Genomic DNA, 19,824 nt, shown 5'->3' with positions numbered 1-19,824 from the left:
GCTCGCGAAGTAGTTACATAGTCCAACCATTGCGAAGTTGGTTTTTGATTTGCCGATGTAATAATTTCTACTTGATCACCACTATTTAAAACATGATTCAGTGGAACTAATTTTCCGTTAACTCGTGTTCCTCGAGTTTTTACACCAATTTCTGAGTGAATACTGAAAGCAAAATCTAACGAAGTAGCTCCTTTTGGTAACGATTTGATTTCGCCTTTTGGAGTAAATACATAGATTTCTTTAGCATATAAATTCAGTTTAAAATCTTCTACAAAGTCAACGGCATTAGCTGAAGAATTTTCTAAAGCTTCTTTTAATTGGTTCAGCCAAATTTCCAAACCGTGTTCTTCGGTAGCTCCGTTTTTGTATTTGTAGTGCGCTGCGTAGCCTTTTTCTGCAATTTCGTCCATGCGTTCACTTCGCACTTGGATTTCTACCCAACGACCTTTTGGACCCATTACAGTAATGTGTAAAGCTTCGTAACCTGTTGATTTTGGAGATGAAATCCAATCACGTAATCTACTTGGCGAAGGTCTATAATGATCGGTAACTACTGAATATATTTTCCATGCAATAAACTTTTCGTCGTGCTGGTTGGCTTTGTAAATAATTCGTAAAGCAAATTTGTCGTAAACTTCATCAAAAGTAACGCCTTGCGCTTTCATTTTTCTACGAATAGAATAAATTGATTTTGGGCGACCTTTGATTGTAAATTCAATACCTTCATCCACCATCGATTTACTCAAAACATCTGAAATAGTTTTAATGTACTCGTCTTGTTCTTCCTTGGTTTCCTTAATTTTACTGACAATATCATTGTAAACTTCGGGTTCGGTATATTTTAAACCTAAATCTTCTAACTTGGTTTTGATGTTGTATAATCCCAAACGATGAGCTAGAGGCGCATAAATGTACAATGTTTCAGAAGCAATTTTGGCTTGTTTATAATCCACCATACTTTCCATAGTTTGCATGTTGTGCAAACGATCAGCAATTTTGATAAGAATTACCCTAACATCATCATTCAGTGTTAATAACATTTTACGAAAATTTTCTGCTTGAACAGAAATTTCTTGGTCGGTTTTAACTTTGGCAATTTTGGTTAAGCCTTCAACCAATTGTGCAATTTTTGGGTTGAACATTTTTTCAATGTCCTCAACTGTAATATCAGTATCTTCTACCACATCGTGCATTAAAGCTGCGGCAATAGAAGTGGCTCCCAAACCAATATCTCTAGCTACAATTTTAGCTACAGCAATAGGATGGAAAATATAAGCTTCACCTGATTTTCTGCGTTGGTCTTTATGAGCATCAACAGCTACATCAAATGCTTTACGGATGATTTTTTTGTCTTCATCAGTAAGAGTTTGATAACTGATGCGAAGTAATTCTTTATATTCTTGCGCAATGGCTTTGTTTTCGGCTTCTAATTCTAACTCTGTCATACATTTTCTTTAACCAACTAAAAGTAAGCTAATTTTTCTAATTGTGCAAGTTTAGAAAATAGAAAAAAGAGAAAAGAAGAAAGACTAAAATCCGCGTTGTCTTTTGGCTTCAAATAACAAAATGGCTGCTGCGACTGAAACATTCATTGAATCGATTTCGCCTTGCATGGGAATGATAATATTTTTTGTGCCTTCGGTTCGCCATTTTTCTGACAAACCAGTAGCTTCTGTTCCCACAACTAAAGCGGTAGGAGTAGTGTAGTTTTGGGTATGATATTCCGTTGAATCTTGTAAAGTAGCAGAATAAATATCGATGTTATTTGCTTTTAAATAAGTAATAACTTCTTCAGTAGTTCCAACAGCAATTTGTCGGGTAAACAAACAACCAACACTAGAACGAACGATATTTGGATTGTATAAATCACTTTTTGGATTGGCAATAATGACAGCATCAATATTGGCTGCGTCTGCAGTTCTAAGAATAGCACCTACGTTCCCAGGTTTTTCTAAAGATTCTCCAACTAAGATTAATGGATTTTTAGAAAGTTTTAAATCGGATAAAGCTAAAGATTTTGTTTTAGCGATTGCTAAAATGCCTTCGGTAGTATCGCGATACGCTAATTTTTGATAGACTTCTTTAGAAATTTCAATTATGTTTAACGGTTTAGTTGTTAAATCGTTTAATTGTTTTTCGGAAATGATTTCAGGTAAAAACAGAATGGTTTCTAATTCATAACCACCTTTTAGAGCCAATTCAATTTCGCGTTTTCCTTCAATTAAAAAAGTGCCCGTTTGCTTACGAACTTTTGCCTTCTCTTGTAATTGAACTAACGATTTAATAAACGGATTTTGAACCGAGGTGATTTGTTTCATGAATCAAAAATTATAGGGCAAAAGTACAAAAAAAAGCCTCTCATTTACTGAAAGGCTTTTGGTCTTATTTTTTTTGTTGTTCGAATTTTCCTTTATAACGTTGGTACAATTCGGTGTGGTGACTTTCTAAACTGATTTGTCGTCCATCGATAAAAGCAAATGAAATTACATTGGTTTTCATATCTAAAGCGTCGCCTTCAGAAATAAATAAAGTAGCACTCTTGCCAGATTCTAACGTTCCATATTGGTTGTCAATTCCTAAAATCTTAGCGGAATTTCCAGTGATTAATTGTAACGCTTGTTCTTTTGTTAATCCCCAAGCGGCACAAGTTCCGGCATAAAATGGTAAGTTTCTTGTTTGCATACGCTCCATATCACCTGCATTTTGTAATGCAACTAAAACGCCTGCATCGACTAATAATTTAGCATTTTTGTATGGTAAATTTACATCTTCATCTTCTAATAAAGGTAAATCGTGAACGCGTTTTAATAAAACCGAGACGTTATTTTCTTTTAATAAATTCGCAACTTTGAAAGCGTAATATCCACCAACAATTACCATGTTTTTGATGTTGTTTTTCTTTTTAAATAAAACCGCATCAATGATTTCTTTTTCACCATTTGCGTTTACATACAAGGTTTTCTCACCCGATTGTAAACCTTTCATAGCTTCGTAAGGAATATCCTTTTTCGCATTTTTACTTCCCAAATAAGCAAAAGCATTGTCAAAATATTCTTGAATTGCCTTTACTTGTGGATCGTAATTTTTGTTCATTTCAATTCCTCCTGGTTCAGCCCACCAACCCGCTCTTGAGTAGCTTCTTGGCCAGTTTAAATGAATTCCGTCATCTGTTTTAATTGAAGCGTCTTCCCAATTCCAAGCATCTAATTGAACAATTGATGAAGTTCCTGCAATTCTTCCTCCTCTTGGAGTAATTTGGGCTAATAAAACGCCATTTGGACGCGTAGTTTCTACTAATTTTGATTCTGCATTATAAGCGATGATGCTTCTCACGTGTGGATTGAATTCTCCAATTTCACTTTCGTCATCTGAAGCTCTTACCGCATCAATTTCAACTAAACCTAATGTTGAATTTGGTGCAATGAATCCTGGATAAACATGTTTTCCAGAAGCGTCAATCACAATATCGTGTTTGGCTGGTTTCATTACTGTTGCATCGCCAATATTGGCAATTTTTCCATCAATAATTGAAATTAAACTGTTTTCAATTACTTGTCCGTTTCCTAAATGCGCTTTGGCACCTAAGATTAAAATCGATTTACTTTGTTTTGGTGCCGGTGTTTGTTGGGCAAATCCAAACAAAGAAATAAATAAAAGAACTATATATTTTTTCATGATTAGTTGTATTTGTAGTGAGACTCTTTGCAATATTCTCCTAAAGTATCACAGTGGTAGTGACCGTTTTCTTTTTTCTTAGGCAATTGCGTTTTCATTCCTTTGTTTTTAGCGTCTAACATGAAATTAATTAACTCAGCACGTTCTTTTTGAATTAATGCTAAAGTCTCTTTTTCTTTTTCTAAATCGTAGAAAATAATTCCATCTACTAATGTTTTTTCTGCTCTTGTGTAGATTGATAATGGACTATCTGACCAAAGTACCACATCGGCATCTTTACCCACTTTGATACTTCCTACTTTATTATCTACTTGAAGAATTTTTGCTGGATTTAAGGTTACGAAATTCCAAGCTTCTTCTTCCGTTACGTTTCCGTATTTAACTGTTTTAGCTGCTTCTTGATTCAAACGTCTTGACATTTCAGCATCATCAGAATTGATAGAAACTTTTACACCTTCGTTCATCATTATTGAAGCGTTGTATGGAATCGCATCGTTAACTTCATATTTATAAGCCCACCAATCTGCAAATGTTGAACCAGCAACGCCGTGAGCTGACATCTTATCAGCTAATTTATATCCCTCTAAAATATGCGTAAATGTTTGAATTTTGAATCCATAACGCTCTGCTAATTTCATCAACATATTGATTTCCGATTGGACATAAGAGTGACAAGTAATGAATCGTTTTTTAGCTAAAATTTCACCTAAAACTTCCATTTCTACATCAAATCTTGGCATTTTTTTATTCTTACCTGATTTGTAAGTATTCCATTCGTTTTTGTATTCGATTGCTCTTGTGAAATAATCTTCATAAACTTGTTCCACACCCATACGCGATTGCGGGAAACGGTTTCTTGAAAAATCTCCCCAATTCGATTGTTTTACATTTTCACCTAAAGCAAATTTGATATATTTTGGAGCATCTTTTACTAACATTTCATCAGGAGAATAACCCCATTTTAATTTAATGAAAGCTGCGCGACCACCAATTGGATTTGCCGAACCATGTAATAAGTTAGCCGAAGTAACGCCACCAGCTAAATTTCTGTAAATATTAATATCATCTGAATTTACAACATCTTCAATCGTAACTTCAGCAGATGAATTTTGTCCGCCTTCGTTAACTCCGTTTGAAATGGCAATGTGCGAATGTTCGTCAATGATTCCAGCGGTTAAATGTTTTCCAGTTCCGTCAACTACTTTTGCTCCAGTTGATGGTAAGTTTTTACCAATTTTTACAATTTTTCCGTTTTGGATTAAAACATCGGTTTCTTTTAGAATTCCGTCTTTTTCACCTGTCCAAACGGTTGTGTTTTTAAACAGAATAGTTTCTTGTTTTGGTTTTTCAGCTGTTCCAAACGAAATATTTGGATACGTTACTGAATACATTGAAGGAACTTTTGGTTCGTCTTTCTTGTCGTCTTTCTTTTTATCCTCTTTAACTTCAGTTGCTTTTTTTGTTGCTATCCAAGAAGTTTCGTTTCCATTTTCTAAAACGGCTTTTCCTTGCATCATGTCTTTAACGAAAGTTCCAGAAAGTCTAACGAAATTCGCTTTTGTAGTATCTTGGTTTTTGATTACTAAATTCACCCAAGGATCATTAAATTGAATTTTTGTTCCAAAGTTGATGCTATCTTTAACTGCTTTAGCTTCAAATTTTGACGTTTCGCCTTCGATTTTTAGTTCAAATTTATGGTTATCGAAAACTAAATCATAAGTTCCTCTAATATCAGTAGGATTGATTTTGTCGATGATATTACGATTTCCTTGCACCCAGTTTTCTAAGATGTTGCTTTTGTCTTCAAAAATATCACCTGAAACGATTATGAAGTTCGCTAATTTTCCTTTTGAAATAGAACCTACTTTGTCAAATTGATTTACCAATTTTGCTGGAGTTTCTGTTAAAGCTAATAGCGCTTTGTCTTTTGGTAAACCATAAGTTACCGCTTTTCTTAAGTTTGATAAGAATGATTTTGTTTCTTTTAAATCCGCTGTTGAAAGTACAAAAGGTACATTATTCTCTGCTAAAATTTTCAAATTGAACGGAGCTTGATTCCAAAATTTCATATCGCTCAAACTTACTTGTTGCGCTAAATAGGGGTCAGAAACATCATAAGCATCAGGGAAATTCAATGGGATAATAAAAGTTGCTCCTGATTTTTTAATTTCATCGATGCGTTCAAATTCGTTTCCGCCTCCTTTGATTAAGTATTTTACACCGAATTCATCTCCTAATTTGTCTGCTCTTAATGCATTTAATTTATCTCCTGCGTTGAAGATTTGCAATAAAGATTTGTTAGCATTGAAAGCTTCTAAAGATAAGTCTTTGTTAGTTGCATTTCCTTGCGCATACCATTTCGCATCATGAAATACTTGGCGAATTAAAGCCATACTTCCCATCATAGAAGAAGGGTAACTTTGCTTTGTAAATTTACTTCTGCTAAATGTAAAATGTTGCGATACTTTATCTTTAATCATTCTATCAGCGTTTGTGCCGAAGTCGTTTAATGTCCAAAGTAAACCTGTTCCAGCAATAACACCATCATTATGATGACTTAAAACCGTTCCAAAGCCAGCTTCTCTTAGACTTCCTGCTGCTTTTGAATCGTAGCTTAGGTTTTCATACGCATTGTATTCTGGTTTGATGTGATCGTTCCAATAATAACCTTCACGATTGGTATCGTATTGTGGTGTGAAGTTACCACTTGGTCTTGGGGTAGGTTTATTGATTCCGAATTCACTGTACAATTCGATGAATGAAGGATAAATTGTTTTTCCTGTTGCATCTACAAGTGTAGCTCCTTTTGGAATAGAAACATTAGTTCCAACTTCTACAATTTTGTTTTCTTTGATTAACAGCGTTGCTTTTTCAATTTTTTGCGTTGCTGATACATAAATAGTGGCGTTTGTAATAGCAACATAGTTTTTGAAGCTCTGTTTTACGCCATCATTTTTTGGAAAGTATTCTTGCGCCTGACTAGTAAATGCAAGCAAGAATATTAACAATAACGATAAGTATCTCATGTTTTTTTGGTTTAGTAATGGCTAAAGATAAAAATTATCTTCGATTTTAATATTGTAGGAAATCGATTTAAGAAAATTTAACTTTTGTTGACTTAAAAATTATCGGTTTATGTAAAGGTAACCTGTTAGTGGTTCTGAATAATTTGGATCATTTAAATAAAGAATGTAATAGTAAGTACCAGCAGGAGCAAGAGTACTTCCAACGCCATCTTCAATATAACCATCCCAATCGGGTTTGTTGTTGTTTCCGGTCCATAAATGTTTGCCCCAACGGTTGTAAATTAACAATTCAAAATTCACGAAAATATCTCGAAGTCCATCAATGAAGAAAGTGTCGTTTGAGTAATCATTATTTGGAGAAACGGCATTATAAACCGTTGGAGGACAATTTTCGGTTAATAATAAAAACGAAGTCACAGCAAAACATCCGTTATCAATACGTACGAAAATTTCTTTTGGAGTTGTAATTGCCTCGTAGTTTGAAGTGTTTGTAATAGCATTTATGTTTTGAACAGCATCATTATAACTTTCATGAAAAGAAACTATATGACTTGAATTTGTTTTTACTAATTCTGAGTAACTTGAGAAATCAAAAACACCCCGAGTTAATCCTAGATTACAAGAAATTAATGAATTTAAGTTGTTGAAAGTTGGAGAAACTATCAATTCAATTTCAATTTGGAACGAATTATTGGTTTCAATTAATTCGGGTCTAATTCCTGTGCCATTTCCAGTATCATCAACATTTGCAATTAGAGTGAAAGTTAAAGGTATTGTTGATGGAATAGTTAGAGTGATAGTTCCATTTTCACTTCCGCCAATTGGAATTATATTTTGAGTGTAAGTTGTAGCAATGGCTTGGGTTCCTGCATAAAAAGTAATGGGAGTATTGGCTTGTAAAACTTCTGTGCTATTTAAATTTGAAACGGTGAAATCTATAGTAACTTCTCTAGAATTACATGTAGAACTTGGGTTTTCTAATACAATTGTAGCATCTGGTAATTGACTGTTTAGTTTCGTAACAACAGTATTTAGCATTACATAATCTTGGGCTGATTGTAGTGAGACCGTTGCAGATGTTGTACCAGGAACAATATAATTTTCAATAGAATAAACATCTAAATCCATGTTGTATAGATTTGTAGCGTTTGTTTCGGTATTAGTTCCGTTGAAAGCGTTATTACTTGGATTTAATGGATTACTAAGTACGTTAGTTACACTATTTGCAGTAAAACTCAAGCGTTCACTTTCTTGTATAAATCTATCTCCTTCCCAAGCAATAAATCCAATTTTTGCTCCTGTATTACTAATTAAGTATAAATTATTAAGTTGTATAGTCATGTAGTCAATTATACCAAGAGCTGGGTTTGGAGATAAGGCTTCTAATCCTTGATAGATATTAATTTGATTTAAAGTTAACGCTGGATTTTCATATACGACTAAAATTGCCCAGCCAGCAAATTGTGTGGCATTGTTGTAATAAGAAGTAACCAAACTATTTAAGTCAAATTCAGAAAGCGTATAAATACCATTGCCAGTTGTTTGAACAAAACTAGTTATATCCTTAAATGCACTAAAGTAAGTAAGATTACTAGATGTTCCTACTACAGTGCTTAATATGTCGGGTGTCATATCAATACCGTTTAATTTTACATCTGTATCACCTGCGCCACTTCCTGCCCAATACAAATACGCTCTTTCAATTCGGTCGTTTGGTCCAAGATTTAATGTTGCTGAAGATTGGGTGTATAAAAAAGTAGGATATTGAAAACTATTTTCATCAGGCCCCATTGTGTTTCCAATGAAAGTAAAATCATATCTACCATTAATTTGTGTAAACAATGAAATATCCTGAGCTTTAGTTAAAGTTGGGATTAAAATTTCTAGAAAAAAAATGAGGCAAAGTAATTTTTTCAACATGTTGATTTTGTGAAAATTTGGTTCCAATTTACTATATTTTTTTTAAAAAACAGAATAAAGAAATCAGATGCCGTAAAAATTTAGTAATTTTCCGCTTTAAAAGTCAATTTTTGAAAAAGTATCTCGTACAAAAATATACAACTGAAAATTATGATGAGTGGAATGAATTTGTAGCCAAAGCCAAAAACGCTACTTTTTTGTTTCATCGTGATTTTATGGAATATCATCAAGATCGATTTGAAGATTATTCTTTGTTGCTATTTGATGAAACCCAAAAATTACGAGCTATTTTCCCCGCCAATAGAGTAGGAACAGTTTTACATTCGCATCAAGGATTGACTTATGGAGGACTTGTTTTTGAAACAAATCACAATCCTATTTTTACGCAAAAAATGGTAGATAGTCTGCTTTTGTTTTTAAAAAAAGAATCATTTACAGAAGTAAAAATTAAAATTATTCCAACAATTTATAACAAATCGAATACGCAAGAATTTGATTGTTACTTACATGAAATTGGAGCAGAGCTTTTAAATCGTGAAATGAATTTGATAATTGATTTAAGAAATGAGTGGAAACTTTCAAAAAGTAAGTTCAAGCATTTTAAAAAAGCGGTAGCAAAACTAGAAATGATAGCGGAAGACGATTTTTCATTGTTTTGGAATGATGTTTTAATTCCAAGATTATCTGAAAAGTACGATGCAAATCCGGTTCATGGTTTGAATGAAATCCAACAATTGAAAGAAAAATTCAATTCTAATATTATTCAATACTCAGCCTATTACGAAGATGAAATTGTTGCAGGAATTACTATTTTTAAATTCGATAATGTTATAAAATCTCAATACGGCGCAACAACAAAAGCCGGAGAAAAATTAAGAGCATTAGATTTTTTATTTATTAGTCTTATTCAAAAGTTCAAAAATGATGGGTGTTTCTATTTTGATATGGGAACAGTTAGCAATAATGAAGGGCTTTTAAATCAAAAAATCGAGTTAGGATGTGATGTGTTTACTAATGATTTTTATTGTATAAAGTTATGATCCATTTCCTAAATTTAAGAAAACTAAATCAACCTTTTGAAGTTGCTTTTCAGAAAAAAATGAAGCAATTCCTAGAAGGTGGTTGGTATATTTTAGGTAACGAAGTCAAGCAATTTGAAACTGATTTTGCTACTTATTGCGGCACAAAGCATTGTATTGGAGTTGGTAATGGATTAGATGCTTTAGTGTTGATTTTTAAGGCTTACATTCATTTAGGGAAACTACAAAAAGGAGATGAAGTAATCGTTCCAGCAAATACCTATATTGCTAGTATTTTAGCAGTTTTACAAGCCGATTTAGTTCCGGTTTTAGTAGAGCCAAGGTTAGAAACATACAATATCAATCCAGAAGAAATTGAAGCTAAAATAACGTCCAAAACAAAAGCCATTTTACCTGTTCATTTATACGGGCAATTGTGCGAAATGAAAGCTATTAATAAAATTGCTCAAAAGCATAATTTATTAGTTATTGAAGATGCCGCGCAAGCACATGGTGGTAAGTTGGAAGCAGGAAGCAGGAAGTTGGAAGAAGCAAGAGCAGGAAATTTAAGTCACGCTGCAGCGTTTAGTTTTTATCCAGGAAAAAATCTTGGAGCTTTAGGCGATGCAGGTGCTATTACAACGAATGATGATGAGTTAGCAAGTGTTTTGTTTTCGATGCGAAATTATGGTTCGAAAGTAAAATATGAAAATGAAATTATAGGAGTAAATTCGAGATTAGATGAATTACAAGCGACTTTTTTAAGTATTAAATTAAAACAATTAGATTCGGAAAACGAGTTCAGAAGAAGCATGGCAAAACGCTATCTTTCGGAAATCAATAATGATAAAATCATCATGCCAACATGGGATTTGTCTCAAAACCACGTGTTTCATTTATTTGTCATTAGAACTTCCAACCGATTAGCATTACAAAATTATTTGAAAGAAAACGGAATTGATACCATGATTCATTATCCAATTCCACCTCACAAACAAAAAGCCTTAACGAATTGGAATCAATTGTCGTTTCCAATTACTGAGAAAATTCATGATGAGGTTTTGAGTATTCCGTTGAATTCGGGTTTAAAAGCTTCCGAAATCCAGCATATTATAACCATTTTAAATAAGTTTTAAATGAGTTTAAAAAGTAGCATAAAAAATATTCTTTTTGTTAAATTAAGGGTTTTGAAATATAGCTTTTTGTCAGAATGTCAAAATGTTACAGGAAAGCCAATAGCAAATCAACCGTTACTTTTAAATGGTAAAGGAAAATTGTTTTTTGATTCAAACTGTAAATTTGGATATAAAGAATCGCCAATGTTTTATTCTTCCTATTGTTACATTGAAGCAAGGAATACAGATTCAGAAATTATCTTTGGGAAGAATAACCATTTTAATAATAATTGTAGAATTGAAGCAAATGTTAAAATTGAATTTGGAAATGATGTTTTAGTTGGTGTTAATTGTTCTTTTTTAGATAATGACGGACATAATTTAGCCATTGATAAACGTAAATCTGGAATTCCAAATGCGGCACCCATTCGAATAGGAAATAATGTTTTTATTGGCGATAATGTAACGATTTTAAAAGGCGTTTCAATTGGCGATAATGCTGTTGTAGGAAATGGTAGTGTGGTAACAAAATCAATTACTTCAAATTCTGTAGCAGTTGGTAATCCAGCAAAAGTAATTCGAGAATTGAATTAAGTAACTTACCAAGTTATTCGTATGCAAGATAAAAATTTTCACTTTTCCATTTTAAAGAGCACCGGAATTTTTGGTGTTTCTCATCTTGTAAAAATTATTGCAAAAGTTATTGTTAATAAAGTAGCAGCATTGTATTTAGGAACCATTGGTATTGGAATTATTGGTTTGGTTGAAAATTTATTAAGTGTTTTATACGGTTTTGTCAATTTTGGAATTCCAGCAAGTAGTGTGCGTGAAATTGCATTAGCAACAAATGAATCGGATACGGATTTAAGTGATGAAAATCGAAAAATTAAGATTATTCTTTATTGGTCAATATTTTCAGGAATTTTAGGAGGAATAGTATTTGCAATCACTTCATATTTTTTCTTTACAAATTTTTATCCCGAAGGAGCTTCCTTTATTTGGTTTTTCTTATTGTTTATTTATTTTTTGTTTTTCTCTTTGTTTTCGGCTAAAATTGCTATCCTACAAGGTAAAAGACAATTAAAAAAAATGGTAGTAATTCAAGTTTGGAGTGCTATTATTCAGATGATTTCAGCGCTATTTTGCTATTCTTTTTTTGGAATTGATGGAATTGCAATATCGATCTTGTTTTCAACAGTTTTTTCTTATGTAATAATTTATTTTTATACGATTAATATCGACGTAAGTTCAATATCAATTTCATTAAGACAAGTTTTTTTTGAAGGATTACCAATGGTAAAATTGGGTTTAATTTTATCAATGGGCGCTTTAATAAATCAAATTGCCTATTATGTAATTCGTCTTTTCTTGATGGATTTTTTATCTCTAGAAGCTTTAGGAATTTTTCAGGTTAGTCAAACTATTTTAATTGGTTATTTGAGTTTAATTTTTGTTGTAATGTCTAATGATTTTTACCCGCAATTATGTAATCTCGAAAATGATAAATCTACTTTTGAAAAATACATCAATCAACAAACACAATTTGCTCTTTTTCTTGTTGTTCCTTTAGTTTTAGGAATGTATTTGTTTGCGCCACAAATAATTACTCTTTTATATTCGACCGAATTTCTAGATGTTTTATTGGTCTTAAAAATAGCTTTGTTTGGGTTGATTTTAAAAACTATTGCTTGGCCAATAGGATTTATTTCACTAGTTAAAGGTAACCGAAAGTTGTTTTTTAAACAAAATCTTGTAAGCGATTTGATAAATGTATTAACTTCGGTTATATTAACGTATTATTTTGGATTAATTGGATTAGGAATTGCTTTTAGCGCGATGTTTTTAGTTTCTCTCGGATATAATTTTTTCACAGTCTACAAAAACTATCAATTTCAATTTTCAAACGAAACGATACAAGTAATTATATTTTCAATTTTCTTAGGATTGACAGCTTTAATTTCATTAATTTGGTTTGAAATGTCTTATGAAAACCCAATAGTTTTAGGTGCGTTTTTTATCTCAATATTATTTTCGATTTTTAAATTTAAAAATAATCTTAAAAAGACAGATTAAACAGATTTATATTTCGTTTTTAAACCTAAAAAAAGTAATTGAAATAGTAATAAATAGTTTCTCGATTTTAGAAATTTATAAAACTCAAACTGAATTCTTCCTAACAAAGCTTTATACTCGTCTTTGGTTTGGTTTAAACAATAGGCTTTTTTTAAAATAGTAAGTGAAGATTCATGTAAACGCTTTGTTTTTTTATTGTTTCGTTGTGTAAAAAAAGCACTTAATGAAGTAGAAAGTTCTCTTTTTTTAACTAAAAAAGAGTCAATATATTCAAATTCATAAACTCTAGAAGCTCTAACCCACAAATCTAAATCTTCGTAAGCCAAATTTTCATCGTAATATCCTAATTTTTCAAAAATCGATTTTTTAACCATAGAAGAAACAGAACAAATTTTAGTAGTTCTACCAATCACCATTTTGTAAATATTTCCACTTTCTGGATGGTCTTCTTCGGTATAATAATTTCGTATGAAATTACCGTTTTCATCAATTTCTATTAAGTTTCCGTAAACAATTCCTAAGTTTTCATACTTTGAATTTTGGAAAGTTGTTACTTGTTTTTCAATGCAATTGGGTAATAAAACATCATCAGCTGCTAAATCGATAATGAATTCGCCTTTTGCTTTTTTTGCTAATTGATTGAAGGTTTTTGTGTTGCCTAAATTCTTTTCGTTAGCCGAAAAATAGACATTTGGATGATGTTGCAACCAATCTTGAATTACTCCAACCGAATGATCTGAACTACAATCATCAGCAATTAATAATTCAATATTTGAATAGGTTTGATTAATTACAGAATTTAAGGCATCCACTACGTAAGCTTCGTGATTATACGATAAACAAATAACACTAACTAGCGGAAAATTTTGCATATTGGGTTTTTAAATCTATTTTTATGCTAAATTAAGAAACTAATCGAATCGAAATGATAAACCACTCAAAAAAACAACTAAAAGTAGCCGTAATTGGTTATAAATTGGCTGAAGGTGGTTTGGAACGCGTTTTTGGAACAACAACAAAAATGCTTCACGATGAAGGAATTGAAGTTCATACAATAGTTTTAGAAGACAAAATTGAATTCGAATTTGCAGGACAATTAGTTTCGTTTGGAAAGTATTCGAAATTTATTAAATACTTTAAACTCCGAAAGTATCTTAAAAAAGAACAATTTGATTATGTAATCGATTTTCGTCATCGCATTAATCCAAAAATGGAATGGGTATTTCTGCATTTTATTTATCAAAATATCAAAACGATTTACACCATTCATAGTAGTAAATTGGAGAATTATTTAACTGAAAATAAATGGATTGCGAAACTAATACTTCAAAAAGTGTATAAAGTTGTTGCCGTTTCAAACGGTGTTAAACAAAAGATAGAAATTGAGTTTAAAAACAGCGCAATTGAAGTAATTCCGAATTCATTTGATTTTAAAACACCTTCTAATTCTGAAATTTTGCCTTTCAAATATGTAATTGCCGTTGGGAGATTAGTTAAACTGAAACAATTTGATAAATTAATTGAGAGTTATTCCAAGTCTCATTTACCTGAAAAAAATATCCATTTGGTAATTTTAGGAACAGGAGAAGAACAAGTCAATTTAGAAAAAAAGATTTGCGATTTCAATTTACAAGCTGTTGTTCATCTTTTAGGTTTCAAAGAAAATGTTTATGATTATATTTCAAAAGCAAAGTTTTTGGTTTTATCAAGTCAGTATGAAGGGTTTTCAATGGTTATTTTAGAGGCTTTAAGTTTAGGAGTTCCAGTAGTTTCATTTGATTGCGAATATGGTCCAAGAGAATTAATCCATAATAATAGCAATGGAATCTTAGTAGAAAACCAAAATTTTGATGAATTAACTCGCAAATTAGATATATTTGTAGAAGACGAAATTTTCTATCAAAATTGTAAGAACAATGCGATTTCAAGTGTAGCAAAATTTCAGTCAAGTGTAATTGTTAATCAGTGGTTACAAATTTTAAAAAATGGAAATTAACATCATAAATATCCCAAAAATAGAAGATCCAAGAGGTAATTTATCCGTTATCGAAAAGGAAGTTGTGCCGTTTGAAATTAAGCGTGTTTATTATTTGTACGATGTTCCGGCAGGAGCAGAGCGCGGTGGTCATTCGCACAAAGAACAACAAGAGTTTTTGATTGCATTATCAGGTAGTTTTGATGTAATTCTAAATGATGGAAAAGTTGAAAAATCAGTTACTTTGAATAAACCTTTTGAAGGCTTGTTAATTACCAATGGAATTTGGCGCGAACTGAAAAACTTTTCATCAGGAGCAGTTTGTTTGGTAGTAGCTTCTGATGTGTTTTCAGAGGCAGATTATATTAGAGATTTTAATGAATTTTTAGCGATTTCGAGTAAGTAAATTTTCATAAATTGTTACCAAATCTTCAAAATGTTTTGAAAACGTTTTGGTGGCTAAATACTTCAAAATGTTGTTTTCTAATTCGCTTTTTAAACCTGAATTTGAAAGAAGTTCCATCATTTTTTCTTCCAATGCTTTTTGATTTTTGAAGGAATAAGTTAGTCCAACATGATTTTGCTCAATTTCATTTTTAATCCCAACTAAATCACTAGTAATTACCGTTTTTCCAAAAGCAAAACTTTCTAAAATTACATTGCCATACGCTTCTAAATATTCACTCGGAACTACTGAAAATTTCGAATTATTATATATTTCTTGTAATTCTTCACGTGATTTATTTCCTAAAAAGGAAACGTTTTGCAGTTTGTTATTCTCTGTAAAATTCTGAAGTTCTTCTAATTGATTTCCTTTACCAACAATCCATAATTGTTCTTCTGGAAATTGTTTTGTAATATTTTGAAATGCTTTTATTAAAGTCAAAACTCCTTTTTCTGGAACCAATCGTCCTACAAACAAAATATAATTTCCTTCTGTTTTTGAATTTTGATTTTGTTCGATTAGTATTGGATTAGGTAGCGTTTTTCCTTCTTTTTGAAAATGTTTTGAGATAAATTGTGTTAAATTTTCTGATGGAGTTAAAAAATAATCAATATGCTTTTTGATGATGCTTTTATGATGCGATTGCTTTAAATACAACAAAGTATCAAATAAAATATTTCGTTTCGGTTGATGATGTAAAATACATTCTAAAGCACTTTCATGTTTGTGAATTACTTCGTTTTTGTCATTCAACATGTAATTTTTTGGGCAGATGTAATAGTAATCGCGAAACGAATATACTATTGGAATTCCTTTAGATTTAGCAAATTCCATAAAATGCGGCGTTATTGGTGCGCCAATACTAAAACAATGAATAATATCGGGTTGGAAACTTTGGATTTCTCTTATAATTTCCTGTGTGATGGTTTTATGGTAGAATTTTTCAACCCAATTGGTTTTTATTTTATCCTTCCCAAACCATTTGAAGATGTAATCAGAATTGTTTTTTTTAGTATACTGAATCAATTCATGTAAATAGTGTTCGACACCGCCAACGCGATTTTTACTATTAAAATTATTGATTATCAGTATTTTCATCCAATATAAATTTTACTAAAATAAGTCAATCGAAACAAATTAAAAACAAACAATGATGGATTATTTCCTTTAAGTTGATTCTCTATAAATTTCCCAAAAACAGAATACAAAACCGCTAATACATAAGTGATTTTAAAAGTATGTAACTTAGAAACTAAGTTAACCATTTTGCTGTATTCTTTTGTAATTAGTTGTTTTTTATAGAGTAAAAATAAATTGTCTAACGAGTTTTTAGTTTTTTCAACATAAACAGCATTCGTGTCAATATCATCATGTTGAACAGGATTATGAATGTGTCTAACTTTAGCGTTCATTTTTTGAAGTTCGAATGAAAAAAGTGTGTCATCATGACCGTATTTTTTAAACGAACTGTCAAATTTAATGCGATTAAAAACCGATTTTTTTATCAAAGTATTATTGAACAAAGTAGCTCGGTACCCATTTTTATTTCTTTGGTCGACTGTTTGGTCTTCCATGAATTTGCCATATTTCCAGCGAAGTAATTGTTGTTTTGAAGGCGCTTTTTCAGCGTGAATTCTTCCGCCATAAACTACTTCATAATTAGGGATTTGGTCTACGTAATTTTTTATAAAATTTGGAAAAGGTAAAACACAATCACCATCTAAAATCAATAAATTTTCATATTTAGATTGGCTAACTAAAATATTTTTGTTTTCACGATAACCTACGTTTTTTTCAAGAGAAACATAGCTGCAATTAGATAGTAAATTTATTTTTTCGTTCTCAACATTATAAATCGAATGGGAAGCATCGTCTTGCGTTAAAATTTCAAAATCGATACCTAAATCAAGACATTGTTGATGAATTTCTTTTACTAGAGGCAAAAGATTGTAATGGTATATCGTTATTAAAACCGATAACATTTACACCGTTCTTTGAACTACTTCAAACATTTTTCCACCTTCAAATTTAAGTGTTTTTGAAGGGTATTTTAAAACTAATGCATAATCGTGAGTTGCCATTAAAATGGTTTTTCCGTTTGCGTTAATTTTTCTAAGTACTTCCATAACTTCAACACTGGTTTGTGGGTCAAGGTTTCCTGTTGGTTCGTCTGCTAAAATGATTTCTGGGTCGTTTAATAAGGCTCTTGCAATTCCAACACGTTGTTGTTCTCCACCAGAAAGTTGGTGTGGCATTTTTGAAGCAAAACCTTTCATCCCAACCTTATCTAAAACTTCTTCAATTTTAACGTCCATTTCTTCTTTTTCTGTCCAGCCAGTTGCTTTAAGAACGAATAGAAGATTTTCTTTTACGCTTCGGTCAGAAAGTAATTTGAAATCTTGAAAAACAACACCTAATTTTCTTCTCAAATACGGAATATCACTCTCTTTTAAAGTCGTTAAATCATAATCTACAATACTTCCTTCGCCATCTGTTAATGCCAAATCAGCATAAAGTGTTTTTAAAAAACTACTTTTTCCCGAACCTGTTCTACCAATCAAATAAAGAAATTCGCCATGTTTTACTTCGATATTTACATCGGTTAAAACTGGATTTTTATCTTGATAAATTGTTACATTTTTTAAGGATAGAACTGATTGCGACATATATAAATTAGATTTTAAAATGTAAAAGTAATAACTTATGGTTCTGTATCAAAATTTTAAACCAAATTCGGTTAAAATTATTGTGTTTAGTTAAAAACTATGTTCAAAAATTGTACAATAATATGTTAAGAACCTTCGTTAATACTTACAATAAGCCTTATATTTGGAACTTATAAATAACGAATCACATGATAAAGTATTTAAAACTTTCTTTTTTAATGGTGTTCTTTTCGGGAACACTTTTAGCCCAACAATCTTCTGTTTACACGCACGAATTAACGGAGTTTAATCGCGCGGTAGAATTGTACAAAGACAAACAGTATCAAGCAGCTCAAATTTTATTCGACAAAGTAAAATCGAAAACCGACAATATGGAAGTAGAATCGGATTGTGCTTACTATATTGCCAATTGTGCGATTCGTTTAGACCAAATGGGAGCTGATGTTTTGGTAGAAAGTTTTGTAGAAGATTATCCAACGAGTACAAAAACTAATCAAGCCTATATTGAAGTAGCACATTACTATTTTGATCAAGGAAATTATCCAAAATCTCTAGAATGGTTTGATAAAGCGGATTCAAACAATATGTCGCAAGAAGATAGAGAAAAATATAATTTCCAAAAAGGATATGCTTATTTCACTGCTAAAAACACAAAAGAAGCTACAAAATATTTCAATCAAGTAGTGAATTCTAAGACTTTTGGAAGTCAGGCGAAATATTATTTAGGTTACATGTCGTATGAAACCGATGATTACAAAAGCGCGAATCAATATTTTGATCAAGTTTCTGACCAAGACAAGTACAAAGAAAAAATGGGCTATTTTCAAGCCGATATGAATTTCAAGCTTGGTAATTTCCAAAAAGCCATCGATTTAGGTTTAGAACAAATGCCAAAATCAAAAGGAGAAGAAAAAAGTGAATTATCGAAAATCATTGGAGAAAGTTATTTCAATTTAAAACAATACGACAAAGCACTTCCATATTTACTAGCGTATAACGGTAAAAAAGGAAAATGGAATAACACGGATTTTTACCAGTTAGGTTATACCTATTACCAACAAAAAGATTACGAAAACGCGATTTCACAATTCAATAAAATTATTGATGGAAATGATGCTGTGGCTCAAAATGCGTATTATCATTTAGCAGAAAGTTATTTAAAAACCGATAAAAAACAACAAGCATTAAACGCTTTCAAAACGGCTTCTGAAATGGAATTTGATTTGAAAATTCAAGAAGATGCCTATTTGAATTATGCGAAATTGAGTTATGAAATCGGAAATCCATATAAATCGGTTCCGGAAGTGATGAATGATTACATGGCGAAATATCCTAATACACCTTATAAGTCGGAAATCAATACGTTGTTGATTAGTTCGTATATCACTTCAAAAAACTATAAAGAAGCTTTGGTTTTATTGGAAAAAAATAAATCTCCAGAAAACAAATTAGCGTATCAAAAAGTAACGTTTTACAGAGGTTTAGAATTGTATACCGATGGCGATTACAAAGGAGCTTATTCTTTGTTTAAAAAATCGTTAGCCGAAAACAAAGATGCGAAATTCACTGCAAGAGCAACTTTTTGGAAAGCAGAAACCGAATACAATTTAGACCAATTTGAAGAAGCAAAATTAAGTTTTAAACAGTTTTTAAATTCGGCTGAAGCTTCAAATACGCCTGAGTTTGCTAATGCAAATTACAACTTAGCGTATTCGTATTTCAAGTTGAAAGAATATGAAAATGCAATTCAATATTTTGACACTTATACAAAATCAGCTAAAGATGATAGAGTTCGCTTGACAGATGCGTATTTGAGATTAGGTGATTGTAATTTCATGGCAGCAAAATATTGGCCAGCTATGGATGCGTACAACAAAGCTATCGATATGAAAAGTGTGGATGCCGATTAC

Annotated in this window: 16 protein-coding genes; 7 read left to right on the top strand and 9 right to left on the bottom strand. The window is 31.5% G+C overall.

The window, feature by feature from the left end:
• The 5 genes from L6Q46_RS04065 to L6Q46_RS04045 all read right to left on the bottom strand — a co-directional run.
• Window positions 1-1,445, bottom strand: a 1,445-nt coding sequence (locus L6Q46_RS04065) for a RelA/SpoT family protein (protein WP_291283234.1), incomplete at its 3' end; no start/stop codon positions are given.
• Window positions 1,446-1,529: 84 nt separating this feature from the next.
• Window positions 1,530-2,318, bottom strand: a complete 789-nt coding sequence (locus tag L6Q46_RS04060) for an RNA methyltransferase (protein ID WP_291283233.1) — start codon at window positions 2,316-2,318, stop codon at window positions 1,530-1,532.
• Window positions 2,319-2,382: 64 nt separating this feature from the next.
• A complete protein-coding gene (locus L6Q46_RS04055; protein ID WP_291283232.1) occupies window positions 2,383-3,675 on the bottom strand; it encodes an amidohydrolase family protein in 1,293 nt (430 codons plus the stop codon).
• Window positions 3,676-3,677: 2 nt separating this feature from the next.
• On the bottom strand, window positions 3,678-6,701 hold the full coding sequence (locus L6Q46_RS04050) for an amidohydrolase family protein (protein WP_291283231.1): 3,024 nt from the start codon (window positions 6,699-6,701) through the stop codon (window positions 3,678-3,680).
• A 99-nt stretch (window positions 6,702-6,800) separates the two neighbouring features.
• Entirely contained in the window at window positions 6,801-8,648 is a 1,848-nt protein-coding gene (locus L6Q46_RS04045) for a gliding motility-associated C-terminal domain-containing protein (protein ID WP_291283230.1), read from the bottom strand.
• A gap of 83 nt (window positions 8,649-8,731) precedes the next feature.
• Between L6Q46_RS04045 and L6Q46_RS04040 the strand changes: the two genes are divergently transcribed.
• From L6Q46_RS04040 to L6Q46_RS04025, 4 genes are all read left to right on the top strand, one after another.
• A complete protein-coding gene (locus L6Q46_RS04040; RefSeq protein WP_291283229.1) occupies window positions 8,732-9,661 on the top strand; it encodes a FemAB family protein in 930 nt (309 codons plus the stop codon).
• Complete coding sequence (locus L6Q46_RS04035) at window positions 9,658-10,776, top strand: DegT/DnrJ/EryC1/StrS family aminotransferase (RefSeq protein ID WP_291283228.1); 1,119 nt, start codon at window positions 9,658-9,660, stop codon at window positions 10,774-10,776. Before L6Q46_RS04040 ends, L6Q46_RS04035 begins: the two co-directional genes overlap by 4 nt.
• Window positions 10,777-10,842: 66 nt before the next feature.
• Window positions 10,843-11,349 carry an acyltransferase gene (locus tag L6Q46_RS04030; protein ID WP_291283227.1) on the top strand — a complete coding sequence of 169 codons (507 nt, stop codon included), beginning with the start codon at window positions 10,843-10,845 and terminating at the stop codon, window positions 11,347-11,349.
• Window positions 11,350-11,370: 21 nt separating this feature from the next.
• A complete protein-coding gene (locus L6Q46_RS04025; protein ID WP_291283226.1) occupies window positions 11,371-12,828 on the top strand; it encodes an oligosaccharide flippase family protein in 1,458 nt (485 codons plus the stop codon).
• On the opposite strand, the gene L6Q46_RS04020 is transcribed toward L6Q46_RS04025, so the two are convergent.
• Window positions 12,825-13,700, bottom strand: coding sequence for a glycosyltransferase (locus tag L6Q46_RS04020; RefSeq protein WP_291283225.1), 876 nt, complete (start codon window positions 13,698-13,700; stop codon window positions 12,825-12,827). The genes L6Q46_RS04025 and L6Q46_RS04020 overlap by 4 nt on opposite strands.
• A 53-nt stretch (window positions 13,701-13,753) precedes the next feature.
• Here L6Q46_RS04020 and L6Q46_RS04015 point away from each other — a divergent pair, with 53 nt between their 5' ends.
• Together L6Q46_RS04015 and L6Q46_RS04010 are read left to right on the top strand one after the other, a co-directional pair.
• The gene (locus L6Q46_RS04015; RefSeq protein WP_291283224.1) at window positions 13,754-14,824 is read left to right on the top strand and encodes a glycosyltransferase; all 1,071 of its coding nucleotides are present in this window, start codon (window positions 13,754-13,756) and stop codon (window positions 14,822-14,824) included.
• Entirely contained in the window at window positions 14,814-15,209 is a 396-nt protein-coding gene (locus L6Q46_RS04010; protein ID WP_291283223.1) for an FdtA/QdtA family cupin domain-containing protein, read from the top strand. The genes L6Q46_RS04015 and L6Q46_RS04010 overlap by 11 nt, the downstream gene beginning before the upstream one ends.
• On the opposite strand, the gene L6Q46_RS04005 is transcribed toward L6Q46_RS04010, so the two are convergent.
• Genes L6Q46_RS04005 through L6Q46_RS03995 form a run of 3 tightly spaced genes read right to left on the bottom strand, consistent with a single transcriptional unit; the run spans window position 15,189 to window position 17,914 of the window.
• A complete protein-coding gene (locus L6Q46_RS04005; RefSeq protein WP_291283222.1) occupies window positions 15,189-16,346 on the bottom strand; it encodes a glycosyltransferase family 4 protein in 1,158 nt (385 codons plus the stop codon). The genes L6Q46_RS04010 and L6Q46_RS04005 overlap by 21 nt on opposite strands.
• Window positions 16,343-17,230 carry a glycosyltransferase family 2 protein gene (locus L6Q46_RS04000; protein WP_291283221.1) on the bottom strand — a complete coding sequence of 296 codons (888 nt, stop codon included), beginning with the start codon at window positions 17,228-17,230 and terminating at the stop codon, window positions 16,343-16,345. Before L6Q46_RS04000 ends, L6Q46_RS04005 begins: the two co-directional genes overlap by 4 nt.
• A complete protein-coding gene (locus L6Q46_RS03995) occupies window positions 17,231-17,914 on the bottom strand; it encodes an ATP-binding cassette domain-containing protein (RefSeq protein WP_111566730.1) in 684 nt (227 codons plus the stop codon). It abuts the gene before it with no gap.
• Between the two features lie 188 nt (window positions 17,915-18,102).
• Here L6Q46_RS03995 and L6Q46_RS03990 point away from each other — a divergent pair.
• On the top strand, window positions 18,103-19,824 hold a 1,722-nt coding region (locus L6Q46_RS03990), incomplete at its 3' end, for a tetratricopeptide repeat protein (protein ID WP_291283220.1).

The sequence above is a fragment of the Flavobacterium sp. genome, assembly GCF_023151265.1.
Taxonomy (GTDB): domain Bacteria; phylum Bacteroidota; class Bacteroidia; order Flavobacteriales; family Flavobacteriaceae; genus Flavobacterium.
The sequence above is the reverse complement of the archived record's forward strand: the minus strand, read 5'-3'. Positions and strand labels throughout refer to the sequence as shown.